Source organism: Nocardia beijingensis NBRC 16342, assembly GCF_001612785.1.
In the GTDB taxonomy this organism is placed as follows: Bacteria; Actinomycetota; Actinomycetes; order Mycobacteriales; family Mycobacteriaceae; genus Nocardia; species Nocardia beijingensis.
In genome coordinates this window covers 127980-140705 of record NZ_BDBC01000010.1, presented here as the reverse complement: position 1 = coordinate 140705, position 12726 = coordinate 127980, and the positions used below count along the sequence as shown (strand labels likewise).

Below are 12726 nucleotides of genomic sequence, written 5' to 3'. Positions count from 1 at the left end.
CTCGCCGGATACGGTGCCAAGTCGCGCGCGCATTGTCAAGACGAGACGTATCGTCTCGTTTTCTGTTACTGTGACCCGATGACCGCCACTCCCACCGCCGCGCGCCGCAGCGAGCGCGCCCGTGCCGCGATACTCGCCGCGACCGCCGCGCTGATCCGCGAGATGTCCTACGCGAAACTGAGCATCGAGGCCATCGCGGCTCGCGCGGGTGTCGGCAAACAGACGATCTACCGCTGGTGGCCGTCGAAAGGCGCGGTCGTGTTCGACGCCATGCTCGAATCCGATTCGGGGCCGGAAGGTCCCGCCTTGCCCGACACCGGCGACATCGCCGCCGATCTGCGCCTGTTACTGCGCGGCTCGGTCGTCGCGCTGACGGAGCCGGGTTTCGAATCCTTCCTCCGTGCGATGTACATCGAAATCCAGCAGGACGCCGAGTTGGGCAACGCCTACCGTGAGCGTTTGCTGCTGCCCCAGCGCGCCGCTGTCGCCGACCGCTTGGCCGCCGCCGTCGCCGCGGGCGAAGTGCGCGCGGATCTGGATCTCGAGCTCGCCATCGATCTGCTGCTCGGTCCGGTGCAGATGCGGTGGTCCCTCGGCCTCGGTGGCCTTACCGAGGACTATGCCGACGCCGCGCTCGACGCCGCGCTGGCCTATCTGCGTGCGTGAGTCCGCGGGTGTCTACCCGTTCAGGCGGGCGTTGGACGGAAGGGTGGCGTCCCCGGCTGCCATGCTCCGCACGATCGGCGCGAGATCGCTGGATCCACTCGTGCGGGCGTCCGCGGCGAATTCCTGCCACGTCGTCGGCGCGTCGCCCTCGATGACCGGATCTTCCAGGCCGACGTCGTAGTCATCGTCGTCGATCGACGGCTCGGGTGGGGTTGATCGATCGTCCGTCATCGAGCCGTCTCCTTCGCGTTCGCAACAGCTTTCATCGAGTTTCTCCGGTCCGGTCGGATGGCGGCCCTCAGGAAGCGCGCAGCGATTCGGCCCGCTTCTTGATGCCGTCGGTCATGCCCTCGAAACCCCGGCGCAGATTCTTGCCGAGCGAGGCGACGACCACGGGGTGCAGCCATCCGCCGAGTTCGAAGTGCGATTCGTAGCGGGTGCGGTTGTCCGGTAGCGGCATCACGACGTGCGAGCGCAGGCTGTGCAGCGCGCCGAGGGGCACGGGTTTCATCGAGTAGCTCAGCTCGCTGCCGGGGGTGTGCGAGCGGATCCATTCCCGCTGCTTGCGCGGCTTCGAGCCGGAGATCCGGACGAGCATGTCGATCGGCTCGCCGGGTACCAGCGAACTACGGCATTCCGGGACGAAGGGATTCCACTCGCCGTAGCGCGGGAAGTCGGTGATCACCTGCCACACCAGGTCGGCGGGGGCGTCGATGTCGGCGGCGAGATCGATGACGAAGGCCATGAGCAAATTAGAACATGTTCTATGTCGGGGGTGTGCGGTGCCGTGCCGAACGGCTCAGCACGAGCCCATCAGTGTCCCTTGATCCCGGCCGTAGCGGTGGCCGTGGCCCGGTGGAGCGTGTAGTGCGGCGAGCAGGTCGGCGGTGGTCTGCGCGAAGCTGATCACCGGAAGCCATTGCGGAACCGGAGCGTCGACGCGGGCGCCCATCAGGTCGGGCGCGCGCCACAGCAGGGAAGGCGACCAGTGGATCACCGGATCCGAGCTGTTGGCCAGCACCGTCGCGCCGCCGCGATGGACCCGATTGGCGGGTGGGCCGGCCCAGAGGACCGCGCAGGTCCTGGCATCCTGCTCGGCGTCGTCGGCGAAGACGGCGTTGCCGCCGATGGCGCCCAGGCTCTGCCCGTACAGGTAGAGCTTCGGCTTGCGCTCCAGGCTCTGGATGTGGCGTTCGACGGCGGCGAACAAGGCGCGTGTCGCCGTCACCGCCGCGTCCCGGCCGAACACGAACGTCGCCCAGCTGGGCAGATAGGAGTATTGCAGCCCGACCAGCGCCACATCCCCGTCGAAGCGCCGATCGAACCCCGCCACGGCGTTCGCGTCGATCCAGCCCGATCCGGTGGGCACCGTGACGACCAGATGCGAGCGCGCGAAGCCGCCCGAACGTTCCAGTTCCCGGATCGCCAGCGCGACGCGGCTGTCCAGGTCGGGTGCGGAGGCCACCCCGACGTAGACCCGCACGGCGCGCACCGACGCGTCGCCGACGAACTTGCGTCCCTCGGCGCCGAGCGAGGTCCAGCTCACCGCCGACTCGGCGGTCCCCGACCCGGCGTGTGAAACGGGTCGTACCACAGTGGGATCCAGCTCGGCGTTCGCCCGCGCGTACGCCGACTCCTGCCATCCGGCCAGCGCGGGCACGCCGACCAGATACAACAGCACCGCTGCCACGGCGGCCAGTGAGACTCCCCGCGCCCAGCCCAGCTTCCGCCAACCCCAGGCGATCGAGCGGGTAGCGGCGGCGAGCAGTCCGATGATCAGCGCCGCGCCGAGCGCGCACCGAACCCAGTAGTCGGCGCCGATCGGCGGCGTGCCCATCGCGGCGCGCAGCCGGTTCTGCCAGTGTCCCGCGTTCGCCGCGACTCCCAGCACCAGCACCGATGTCGCGATCAGCAGGGGCAGCCGCAGCCACGCATGCCGACGATCGACGTCGAAACCCCAGCGCCGCAGAAGGATTCGCAGTGCTCCTGCCACCCCGAGCGTCAGCGCCGCGATGAGCCCGGTCAGCACGGCTTGCGCGCCCGGGGTGCGAGGAAGCAGGCCCGGAGCCAACGACGCCAGCGTTCCCACCCCGATGCCGAGCGTGGTGCCGATCCGTGGCGTTCCGATCCGGAATCCGCGACGACGGCTCGGGAACCCGGGGCCCGTCATCGCCGCACCGCCGCGACGGGGGCGGGCGGCACGACAGCCGCGAGACCGGAGCCGCGCCGCCGGTTGCGGACGAGGAAAACCGCACCGAGACCGGTGATTCCGGCGGCGAGCACACCGAACAGCTTGCGGCTCGACGCCGAATCCGACTCGACGGCGCCGAACAGGGGCTCCACCACCGGCGCGCCGTAGTCCTGCCGTCGCGAGTTCAGATCGACGGCGGTGTGGGCGATCGATGCCATCGCGTCGCAGCGGGCGCGGGAGAACGAGTCCACGCGGGCGGCGCAGGCCTGGTGCATCTGCCGGTCCAGCGTCGCGTCGAGCGCCTGGCGCGCCCACGGGCCCAGCGGTTCGCCGCGCCGGTCGGCGTAGCGCAGCAGGTCGTAGCCGAGATCATGGGCCTTGCACGCGGTGTCGAACTCGGCGGGCAGCGTCACCGGAGACGAGCAGTCGCCGTCCGGATCGACCAGCAGACCGTCCACCGTGCTCGGCCGGTAGCCGAACGACGCCGCGAAGTCCGCCGGAATCGCGGTGAGCGCGCCGGGGCCGCCCGCGGTCAGTTCGGCGACGGCGGCGCCGGCCTGCGGGCTCTCGATCGGCGCTGCCGCCGCGACCGCCCGCGGGGCGGGGGAGAGGAAGACCGTCGCCGCCATGGTGGTCAGCGCCGTCGCGGTGAGCGCGGCGTAGCGCCGCGCCCGCGCGGTGTCGGAAGACGCTGCGGCGGAATGCTTTCGGGCTCCTGCGGCCGATGCGAACCGGGTCTCGCGCCCGGCGCTGGTCGGTGTGCTCATGGCGACGACGTTAGGGACCGGCTTCCCGCGCTCGCCTCACGCCCGGGAACGTTTCGCGGGCCGTGCCGCCGGGGGAGCCCGCCGCGACGTCTCGTACCCGGGTATCGGTGCGGAAATCACCCGTGGGTATGAGGCCGCGGTGAACTGCGAGTTCCTAGTGTCGTAGGCATGAACCGAGAAACTCGCGGCTGGACGCGACGGCTGGACGCGCGGACCTGGTTCGACCTCGGCACGGTGCTGGTCGCGCTGATCTGGTACGCGGTGGCCTGGCCGACCCTGCACCTGACCCACGCGGTGCCCGCCGCGGCGCAGCCGTTCATCGCGGCTCTCGCCGCGTTCCCGGTGCTGCTGGTCCGCATCAACCCGGCATTGGGCTGGGCCATCTCGGCGGGTTCCGCGCTGGTGATCGCGCTGGCGATCCCGCATCAGCCGGGCAACGAGCTGCCGTTCCAGGTCGTGCACGTGCTGTGTCTGCTGGCGCTGCTGTTCGCGGTGGCGGTGCGCGCCCCGGGGCAGATCGTGGCGGTGGCATGGGCGGCGACGGCCCTGCTGTTCGCGACCACCATGCCCGGCGAAGGCGACGCGTTCGCGAACGCCGCATGGGGCTGGCCCGTCGCGCTGGCCGCGCTGGTGCTGTTCGGCCTGCTCGTCCGCTGGCTGGCGCTGTCGCGGCGGCAGCTGGTGCGTCAGGAGGAGGAGAACGAACTCGAGCGCGCCCGCCGCGCCATCCTGGAAGAGAAGGCGCGCATCGCCCGCGATCTGCACGACGTCGTGGCACACCACATGTCCTTGGTGGTGGTGCAGGCGCAGACCGCGCCGTACCGGGTCGACGGCGTCACCCCGGCCGCGCGCGCCGAATTCGAGTCCATCGGCGCGACGGCACGCGAAGCTCTCAACGAGATCCGCGGCATGCTCGGCGTGCTGCGCAGCGACGGCCAGTTGCCCGAGCACGCGCCCCAGCCGACGGCGGCCGACGTGGTCGGCCTGTTCGAGGGCGCGCGCCGCGCCGGCGTCGGTATCGAGTGGACCGTCGACGGTGCGCTGGACACCGTCCCGGAGACCACCGGCCTCGCCTTGTTCCGCGTGGTCCAGGAGTCGCTGTCCAACGCCTCCCGGCATGCCCCTGGCGCGCCGGTCCAGGTGCGCATCGTCCGCGGCGCGCAGCTGCTGCTCGACGTCGAGAACGCGCCGGGCGCCACGCCCGCCCGTGCGGTCGGCAACGGCGGCCACGGCATCGCGGGTATGCAGGCGCGCGCGGTGGCCGTGGGCGGCGAAGTGACTGCGGGGCCGCGCGCGGACGGCGGCTTCCGGGTGCACGCGCGCTTTCCGCTCACGCCGGAAGACGCTGCCGCCGCTGTCGGCGCTGCCGCAGTGCACGGCGAACCAACACGTTGACTCCGCTGCCGCCGGGTGATCAAGGCGACGTCGATCGGAGGCCGGGACCCCGATGGCGAGCGGTGGGCCGCCGCGCTGTCGCCTCCGCCCGCAGGCGTGGCAACCGGCGCGGTGTGCGGCCCAAGGCGCATGCGGCGGCTCCAACCGGCGCGGACACGAGGGAGGCCCCGACATCGAACCGCGCAATGCAGCGGTGCGGAGATTCCGTCGCATCCTCGAGCGCCGCGAACGCCGATATCGGTACCGGCACCGCCTGGAGCACTCCTCCGGCCTTCGACGCCGCGCCGCTGGTCGATCGGCGTCGAGCACACGTCACCGCGTCGGCCGGGCGAACGGACGCAGCGCGCAGTCGTACCGGGCAATTAGGGTGAGCGGGTGGCAATTACGGTGTTGATCGCCGACGACCAGGCGATGGTCCGTCAGGGATTCGGAGCGTTGCTGGCCGCGCAGCCGGATATCAGCGTGGTGGGCGACGCGGCGGACGGCAAGGTCGCGGTGGCCGAGGCGAAACGGCTGCGCCCGGATGTCGTGCTGATGGACGTGCGCATGCCGGAGATGAACGGGCTCGACGCCGCCCGCGCCATCCTCGCGGCCGGGTTCGACCCGCCGGTGCGCGTGCTGATGCTCACCACCTTCGACATCGACGACTACGTCTACGAGGCGCTGAGTCTCGGCGCCAGCGGGTTCCTGCTCAAGGACGCCCCCGCCGAGGAACTGGTCCGCGCGGTGCGGGTGGTCGCCGATGGCCAGGCGCTGCTCGCCCCCACGGTCACCCGCAGGCTCATCGCTGACGTCACCCGCCGCCGCAGCGCGGCGCGCGCCAAGCCGTCGCCGCAGCTGTCGGCGCTGACTCCCCGTGAGCGGGAAGTGCTGGAGCTGATCGCGAAGGGCATGTCGAACTCCGAGATCGCCGAAACGCTGTTCGTGGCCGAGCAGACCGTGAAAACCCATGTGTCCAAGGTGTTCTCGAAGCTGAATCTGCGCGACCGGGCGCAAGCGGTGGTGCTGGCCTACGAAACCGGCCTGGTCACCCCGGGCTGAGCGGGATTCACATCGGCGGGCAGGATCCGCCGCGCAGTTCGTCGAGGTGACGGCCGAGCAGCCGCGCCATCCGGCTCAGGATGGCGGTGGAGTCGTCGAAGCTGCCGGAATCGGCCGTCGCCGCCAGCGCGACGGCGATCATGCCGGACCGCACCGGCACCAGGCCGAACTGGCGGACGGTGTAGACGCCGGTCTCGTCGTCGGGACCCCAGCCGCCCTTGAAGGCGGTGCCTTCCAGCACGCCGAGACCCCACGCCTGCTCGGGCGTTATCTCCGTCATCAGCTCGGTGACGTGGAACGACTCGGGCAGGCACGGCAGCCGGGAGGCGAAGCGGACTTGATTGGCGAGCGTCCATTCGGTGCCGCCGAAGGAGGTGTAGTCCAGCGTGGTGCGCGGGCCGGCCACCCCGGTCGTGGCGTCGCCCGCCTCGTCGATCACGTCCTGCACCGCCTTGGCCGCTTGCAGCCCGTCGCCGAGCGACTCCCACAGCGCCTCGGCGGCGTCGTTGTCCGACCAGGTGATGGCGGCCTCCACCTCCTGGAGGATGCCTTCCTGCGAGTCGTGGCGCAGCGCCGCGATCGCGAGCGGCACCTTGATCGTCGACCAGGCGATGCCGCTGACCCAGTCGCCGAAGACGGTCATCCGGCCACCGCCGACGGGCATGATCGCCATGCCGACCTGTCCGCCCAGCTGCGGCTGCAACTGGGTGAAATCGGCGGCCAGCGAGTCGGGCATGGACACGGCCAGCCGTGGCCGCCACGCTCCCGCGGTGTCGACGACCACCGCCGTGGGATCGGTGTCGGCCCGATCACCGGGGAACAGCGTGCACGAAGTCAGCGTGAGCAGCACCACCATCGCTCCGGCGCGTAGCGCAGAACGACACGTCGAAGCAGATCTCGTCGACCTCACCACCGAGTCCTCCCCACCACCGGTGACGCGTCGCGCTGTAGAACGGCGGTGCAAAATCTCTCATCGGGCCCGCCCGGTCGGTGACCGGACAGGAGACATCACCGCGGCGCACGGCGGCGCCGACGGCACGATGTCTCGACCATAGTTTTGCCGATCTTCCCGGAGAATTCGAAACCCCGTGGCCACGGCGTCACCCGGTAGGCTCCAGGATCGGTAGGAAAGCGGTCACCTGAAGGGGGCGTGTTGCTCGACAGCGGTGCGGTGTTCGCCGGGTTCACCATAGAGAAGCTCCTCGGCCAGGGGGGCATGGGATCGGTGTATCTGGCCCGTCACCCCAGACTTCCTCGGCAGACCGCGCTCAAACTGCTCAACCGGGAGTTGTTCACCGACATCGAGGTCCGGGCCCGCTTCGAGCGGGAGGCGGACCTGGCGGCGCAGCTGGACCACCCGAACATCGTCGCGGTGTACGACCGCGGCACCGAGGACGAGCAGCTGTGGATCTCCATGCAATACGTCGACGGCGTCGACGCGGCGACGGTGAACCCGCAGAGCCTGCCGCCGGAGCGCGCCGTGCAGATCATCGAGGGCGTCGCGTCGGCCCTGGACTACGCACACGGGATGGGGGTGCTGCACCGCGACGTCAAACCGGCGAACATCATGCTGGCCCGCGCGGTGGGCGGCCACGGCGAGCGGGTGTTCCTCACCGATTTCGGCATCGCCCGGCTGCGCGAGGATTCCACCCACCTGACGCAGACCGGCATGTTCACCGCGACGCTGGCCTACGCGTCGCCCGAGCAGATGACCGGGGCCCACCTCGACCACCGTTCCGATCAGTATTCGCTGGCCTGCGCGCTGTACTGGTTGCTGACCGGCGTCGCGCCGTTCGACGCGCCCGCACCGGCCGACATCATCCGCGGCCACCTCCAGCTGCCGCCGCCCTCCGTCGCGGCCCTGCGCGCCGGTCTCTCGCCCGCGCTCGACGCGGTGATCGCCAAGGCCATGGCGAAGCGACCCGACGACCGCTTCGTCTCCTGCGCCGAATTCGCCTCCGCCGCACGGCGAGCCCTCACCGAACCCGCTGCCACGGTGGTCGCCGCGCAGTACCAGCCGCAGCCCGCGCCCACCGTGCTCGCGCAACCGTCCTATCCCGTGCCGGAGGCGAGCCCGCCGACCTACGTCCCCACCGCAGCCGCACCCGGCTACACCGCGCCGCCGCAGTACACCCCGAATCCGCTGGGCGGTCAGCAGTTCCCGGCGTCCAGCGGTTATGCCGGGGCGGCTCCGCCGCCGAGTTACCCAGCGGCGCCGCCGCATTCCGCCGCACCGATCGGCTATCCGCCGCACCAGCCGAGTTATCCGGCGCAAGGCCGCTCCAACACCGGCCTGATCGTGACGATCGTCCTGGTGATCGTGGCGCTGCTGGTGGGCGTCGGCATCTTCGTGGCGAAGGTCGGATTCTCCGATTCCGCGTCGCCGCTGGATCTCGCCACCAAGGTGCCCTCCGGCCCGTCCGACGCGGACAAGCTGGCCAAAGCGTTCCCGAAACTGCTGCCGCAAGGTGTGGACACCAAATACAACATCGGTTCCGGACCGGGCTATGGCGGCAAGACGTGCTTCCTCGGCACCGCCAAACCGGGCAGCAAAGTGTCCAGCGCCAATGGCGTACCCGATTTCCCGAACTGGGCGACGGCCTGGAACTGCTGGGGCACACCGATCGACGAGCCCGACTACGTCCTCATCGGGTTCAAGTCGGCCGCCGACGCGCGAGCCGCGGTGCGGGACCTGCCGTCGAACACGCCGGCCACCGAACGCAACAACGGCGAGTCGTATTCGACCTACCGGTGGCAGGAGAAGGGCAGCGGACTGCCGGACGGCTACCTCGTCGTCGGTTTCGACGACCCGGCCCGGTCGAACTACCTGTTGTTCGCCACGGTGACCCTCACCGACAGCATGCCCACCTCCGGATTCGGCATCACCTCGGCCAGATTCAAGACGTGGTTCGCCGACCTGCCGCTGTGAACCGGCGAACTCAGTCGACCGCGAGCGCCTCCACGATGGGCAGCCTGGCCGCGCGCAACGCGGGCGGAATCGACCCGAGCAGCGCCAGCACCAGCGCGACCGCTGCGTAGACCAGCAGCATCGGACTCGGCCGGTAGGTGACGTCGATGGTCAAGGCGTGGCCGAGGGCGACCGTGGCGAGGAACTGCACCGACGCGCCCAGCGCCAGACCGAGCACCGCGCCGACGATGCCGATGCCCGCGGCCTCCGCCAGCACCGATCGCATCAGGAACTTGGGTCCGGTGCCCATGGCGCGCAGCACGCCGATCTCCCTGCGACGTTCCAGCACCGACAGCATCAACGTGTTGAGCAACGCCACCGTGGCGACCAGCACCACGATCCAGAGAATGGAGTTGCTCATCGCCATGCCCTGCCGGATGCTCGACGAGGCGGCCACCACCGTGTCCGCGCCGGTGTCCACGTTCAGCTCCGGCGGCACCACCTGCCGGATCGCCGCGAACACCGCCGCTCGGTCGGCGCCGGGCGCGATGTCGAGCGCGATCACCGTCTCGCCTGGCCGCTCGTACCAGCTGCGCATCAGATCCAGGTCCATCATCACCACGCCCGCGATGGCGGAGAAGTACGGAATCACCTGCAGGACACGCACGGTATGGGGGCCGGTCGGGGTCGGCAAGGTCAGTTCCGCGCCCGCGCCGACGCCGAGCGAGCGCGCCACGTCGCGCGAGATCGCCACGCCTTCCCCGGCCGACAACCGGGCGACCGACTCGTCGGTGAGCATGCGCATCCGCGTTTCCCTGGCGTCGGGCGGAAACCCTTGCAGCATCACGCGACTGCCGCCGAGCGTGGCGAAGGCCATCTGCGCCGGGCTCAGATGCGCGACGCCCGGCACCGCCGCGAGCTTGCCCGCCAGATCCGCTGGCAGCAGCGGCCCGGTCGGGAACTGCGCCATCGAGGCCGGGCTGACGTAGACGTCGTTGCGGGCCAGATCGGTGAAAGTGACGGTGGCCGAGTCGATCATGTTGCTGGACGCGCCGCTCATGCCGACGGTGGCCCCGACGCCGATCATCACCGTCATCGCCGTGGCCCACACCCGCCGCGGCGAGCGTTCCAGCGTGGTCGCGCCGAGGGCGCCGGGAGCGCGGAACCAGCGCGCGATCCCCGCCGCGGCCCGCACGATCGGGCCGGTGGCGGCGAAACAGATCAGGATCGCGGCGATGAACGACATCGAGATGGCGGTCAGCGAATAGCGGCCGATATCGCTGCTCGCGATCAGCACCGCCGCCCCGGCCAGCCCACCGCCCGCGATGAAGGCCAGCCAGCGCAGCAACGAGCTCCCCGTGTCGGTCCCGGCCGCCCCGACCGGAGCCAGCGCCTCGATGGGCTGCACCTTGTACACCTGGCGCGCGGCCAGCGACGCCGCGAGCACGCTGGTGAACACGCAGGCCACGACGGCGAACGGAATCACATACCAGGGCACCGAGTATTCGGTGCGCGCCTCGACGGACTCCACGATCGCGGTGGGCAGTGTGCCGATCGCGACGCTGCCCATGAACACGCCGATGGCCGCCCCGACCGCACCGCCGAGCACGCCGAGCAGCGCCGCCTCGGCCAGCAGGTCGCGCACCATCGGGCCGCGCTTGCCGCCGATCGCGCGCAGCAGCGACAGCATCGGCCTGCGCTGGGCGATCGCCATGCTCATCGCGTTGTAGATGAGGAACGCCGAGACGATCAGCGCGGCGGCCGACGCCATGGTGGTGGAGTAGCGGACGATCTGCACCGCGCCGCCCGCCTGCGCGGTGCGCAGACTCGGCTCGGCCACCACCGCGCGCCCGTCCACCACGTCGGTGAGCGCCGCGCGCACCTGTCCGAGGTCGGCGCCGTCGGAGGGGATGATCTGCACCGAGTCCAGCCGCCCCGCCCGGTCGGTGATCTTCTGCGCCAGCCCCAGCGGAGCGGCGATGAGGTGACCGTCGTTGAGTTTCTTGGACGTCTCGGCGTCGAGTACGCCCGCGACCGTGACCGTCGTGCCGCCCAGCGCGAACTGCTCACCCTCGACGCGGCCGAGTCCGGAGCCGACCAGCACTCCGTTGGGCACCGAGAGCAGCTTGCCCGTGAAAGCGCTCATCGGCGTGGTCAATTCGCTGCCGAGCGCGCCGATGTTCGAGTCGGCGCCGATCAGCAACGCGCGGTCGGCGCCGGTGCCGATCTGCGTCCGCAGCATCGGCACCGCCACCGCGACGCCGGGTGTGGACGCGATCCGCCGCAGCAATTGCTGGTCGAAGCCTGCGTCGGTGATCCCGCTGACCTCGAGTTGCGCCTTGCCGCCGAGGCCGCGGGTCAGTCTGTCCACCGAGCCGGTGACCGAGCCGGAGATGCTCAGCACCGCCACCAGCAGCGACGCCGAGACGCCCATCACCACCAGCGACATGAACGTGCGGCCGCGATGGGCGAGCAGTTCGCCGATGTTGAACAGCCGCAGGCGATCCCACGCCGCGCCGATCATGCCGTGCCCCTTCCCGCTCGCACGATCGCGTTCCACCGACCGTTCACGCGTTGACCGTCCGCTCGACCTTGTCGTTGGAGCCGATCCGGCCGTCGCGCAGCGTGATCACGCGGTCGCAGTAGGTCACCGCGCCCATGTCGTGGGTCACCATCACCACCGAACTGCCCGATCCGGCGATCTCCCCGAGCAGTTCGAGGATGCTCGCGCCGGTCTTGGAGTCGAGATTGCCGGTGGGCTCGTCGGCCAGGATGAGCGGCGGGTCCATGATCAGCGCCCGCGCGACCGCCACCCGCTGCATCTGCCCGCCGGACAGTTCGGCCGGACGATGTTCGGCGCGCGCGGCCAGGCCCACCCGGTCGAGCAATTCCATGGCGCGCGGCTTTGCCTTGCGCAAACCCGTGCCGTCCAGCAGTTTCGGTATCGCCACGTTCTCCCACGCCGAGAGCGTGGGCAACAGGTTGAAGAACTGGAAGACGAAACCGACCTGATGACGCCGGAATGCCGACTGCTGTTCCTCGTCCAGTGCGCCGATCTCCTCGCCCCGGAACCGGATCGAGCCCGCGTCGGGACTGTCCAGCGCGCCGAGCAGATGCAGCAGCGTGCTCTTGCCGGAACCGGACGGCCCGATGATCGAAGTGAATTCCCCTGTCTCGATGCGCAAGGTGACGTCGTCGAGAGCGCGGACCGCTTGGCCGCCGACCCGATACTCCTTCGTCACGCCCGATAGTTCCAGCATCGCCGGTTCCGGCATCGTCGTCCCCCGCTCCGTATGGTCGATCAAAATTCTTCGTTCCTCGTCGCGCGTTACCGCGCCATGGCCTCCGACGCGAGTTTGCGGCGACGATACTGCGCGTCGAGCACCGCGCGCAGCACCGGCTGCTCGGCCGCGAGCTCCAAGTAGGCCTCCATCGCCGTAGATCCCTGGTCGAGCTTCGCGGCGAAGTGCAGATTCCACCGGTAGCGCAGCGCGAGCAGCAGCCCGTCTTCGCCGCCGAACAGCCGGTCCAGACCGGGGAGCCCCGCGAACAGGTCGGGATCGGCCGGGTCGAGCGCGGCGCGGGTGAGTACGGTGTGCACGATGTCGGTTCGAGCGTGCTGATCCGTCCAGGACATGGCCATCGCCTTCCTCTGTGAATACCGCCAACGCTACGGACGCGACCGTCTTGTTGTCGTCGTGCCAGGGACCCGAATGCGTCTCCGACCACGGTAGGAGCCTCGGCCCGCTCGCGGGACG

At 70.4% G+C, this 12726-nt stretch carries 12 protein-coding genes; 4 read left to right on the top strand and 8 right to left on the bottom strand.

Features of this window, described 5'->3' with window-relative positions; genetic code table 11:
- Positions 1–78: 78 nt before the first annotated feature.
- Entirely contained in the window at positions 79–666 is a 588-nt protein-coding gene (locus NB3_RS05930; protein WP_067797648.1) for a TetR/AcrR family transcriptional regulator, read from the top strand.
- Positions 667–678: 12 nt separating this feature from the next.
- On the opposite strand, the gene NB3_RS05925 is transcribed toward NB3_RS05930, so the two are convergent.
- The 4 genes from NB3_RS05925 to NB3_RS05910 all read right to left on the bottom strand — a co-directional run bounded on the left by NB3_RS05925 (position 679) and on the right by NB3_RS05910 (position 3624).
- On the bottom strand, positions 679–897 hold the full coding sequence (locus NB3_RS05925; RefSeq protein WP_067797645.1) for a hypothetical protein: 219 nt from the start codon (positions 895–897) through the stop codon (positions 679–681).
- Positions 898–964: 67 nt separating this feature from the next.
- Positions 965–1411 carry an SRPBCC domain-containing protein gene (locus tag NB3_RS05920; RefSeq protein WP_067797641.1) on the bottom strand — a complete coding sequence of 149 codons (447 nt, stop codon included), beginning with the start codon at positions 1409–1411 and terminating at the stop codon, positions 965–967.
- A 54-nt stretch (positions 1412–1465) separates the two neighbouring features.
- The gene (locus NB3_RS05915) at positions 1466–2836 is read right to left on the bottom strand and encodes an alpha/beta-hydrolase family protein (RefSeq protein ID WP_067797638.1); all 1371 of its coding nucleotides are present in this window, start codon (positions 2834–2836) and stop codon (positions 1466–1468) included.
- A complete protein-coding gene (locus NB3_RS05910; protein WP_067797636.1) occupies positions 2833–3624 on the bottom strand; it encodes a hypothetical protein in 792 nt (263 codons plus the stop codon). The genes NB3_RS05915 and NB3_RS05910 overlap by 4 nt, the downstream gene beginning before the upstream one ends.
- Before the next feature lie 168 nt (positions 3625–3792).
- Here NB3_RS05910 and NB3_RS05905 point away from each other — a divergent pair, with 168 nt between their 5' ends.
- The gene (locus tag NB3_RS05905) at positions 3793–5019 is read left to right on the top strand and encodes a sensor histidine kinase (protein ID WP_067797633.1); all 1227 of its coding nucleotides are present in this window, start codon (positions 3793–3795) and stop codon (positions 5017–5019) included.
- Positions 5020–5394: 375 nt separating this feature from the next.
- Positions 5395–6060, top strand: a complete 666-nt coding sequence (locus NB3_RS05900; protein WP_039799687.1) for a response regulator — start codon at positions 5395–5397, stop codon at positions 6058–6060.
- Between the two features lie 7 nt (positions 6061–6067).
- Here the strand turns inward: NB3_RS05900 and NB3_RS05895 are convergent, their stop codons facing one another.
- Positions 6068–6916, bottom strand: coding sequence for a serine hydrolase (locus tag NB3_RS05895; protein ID WP_067797630.1), 849 nt, complete (start codon positions 6914–6916; stop codon positions 6068–6070).
- A 297-nt stretch (positions 6917–7213) separates the two neighbouring features.
- Between NB3_RS05895 and NB3_RS05890 the strand changes: the two genes are divergently transcribed.
- Entirely contained in the window at positions 7214–8989 is a 1776-nt protein-coding gene (locus NB3_RS05890) for a serine/threonine-protein kinase (RefSeq protein WP_084485922.1), read from the top strand.
- Positions 8990–8999: 10 nt separating this feature from the next.
- Here NB3_RS05890 and NB3_RS05885 read toward each other — a convergent pair whose 3' ends face one another.
- Genes NB3_RS05885 through NB3_RS05875 form a run of 3 tightly spaced genes read right to left on the bottom strand, consistent with a single transcriptional unit; the run spans position 9000 to position 12605 of the window.
- Positions 9000–11492, bottom strand: coding sequence for an FtsX-like permease family protein (locus NB3_RS05885; RefSeq protein ID WP_067797624.1), 2493 nt, complete (start codon positions 11490–11492; stop codon positions 9000–9002).
- Positions 11493–11535: 43 nt separating this feature from the next.
- The gene (locus NB3_RS05880) at positions 11536–12243 is read right to left on the bottom strand and encodes an ABC transporter ATP-binding protein (RefSeq protein ID WP_067797619.1); all 708 of its coding nucleotides are present in this window, start codon (positions 12241–12243) and stop codon (positions 11536–11538) included.
- Between the two features lie 53 nt (positions 12244–12296).
- Entirely contained in the window at positions 12297–12605 is a 309-nt protein-coding gene (locus NB3_RS05875; RefSeq protein ID WP_067798437.1) for a hypothetical protein, read from the bottom strand.
- Positions 12606–12726: the final 121 nt, after the last annotated feature.

What these genes read in the sequence shown, in the direction of transcription:
- NB3_RS05930 (WP_067797648.1), top strand. Translation starts at nt 79, where the DNA reads ATGACCGCCACTCCCACCGCCGCGCGCCGCAGCGAGCGCGCCCGTGCC.
- NB3_RS05925 (WP_067797645.1), bottom strand. Translation starts at nt 897, where the DNA reads ATGACGGACGATCGATCAACCCCACCCGAGCCGTCGATCGACGACGAT.
- NB3_RS05920 (WP_067797641.1), bottom strand. Translation starts at nt 1,411, where the DNA reads ATGGCCTTCGTCATCGATCTCGCCGCCGACATCGACGCCCCCGCCGAC.
- NB3_RS05915 (WP_067797638.1), bottom strand. Translation starts at nt 2,836, where the DNA reads ATGACGGGCCCCGGGTTCCCGAGCCGTCGTCGCGGATTCCGGATCGGA.
- NB3_RS05910 (WP_067797636.1), bottom strand. Translation starts at nt 3,624, where the DNA reads ATGAGCACACCGACCAGCGCCGGGCGCGAGACCCGGTTCGCATCGGCC.
- NB3_RS05905 (WP_067797633.1), top strand. Translation starts at nt 3,793, where the DNA reads ATGAACCGAGAAACTCGCGGCTGGACGCGACGGCTGGACGCGCGGACC.
- NB3_RS05895 (WP_067797630.1), bottom strand. Translation starts at nt 6,916, where the DNA reads ATGGTGGTGCTGCTCACGCTGACTTCGTGCACGCTGTTCCCCGGTGAT.
- NB3_RS05885 (WP_067797624.1), bottom strand. Translation starts at nt 11,492, where the DNA reads ATGATCGGCGCGGCGTGGGATCGCCTGCGGCTGTTCAACATCGGCGAA.
- NB3_RS05880 (WP_067797619.1), bottom strand. Translation starts at nt 12,243, where the DNA reads ATGCCGGAACCGGCGATGCTGGAACTATCGGGCGTGACGAAGGAGTAT.
- NB3_RS05875 (WP_067798437.1), bottom strand. Translation starts at nt 12,605, where the DNA reads ATGTCCTGGACGGATCAGCACGCTCGAACCGACATCGTGCACACCGTA.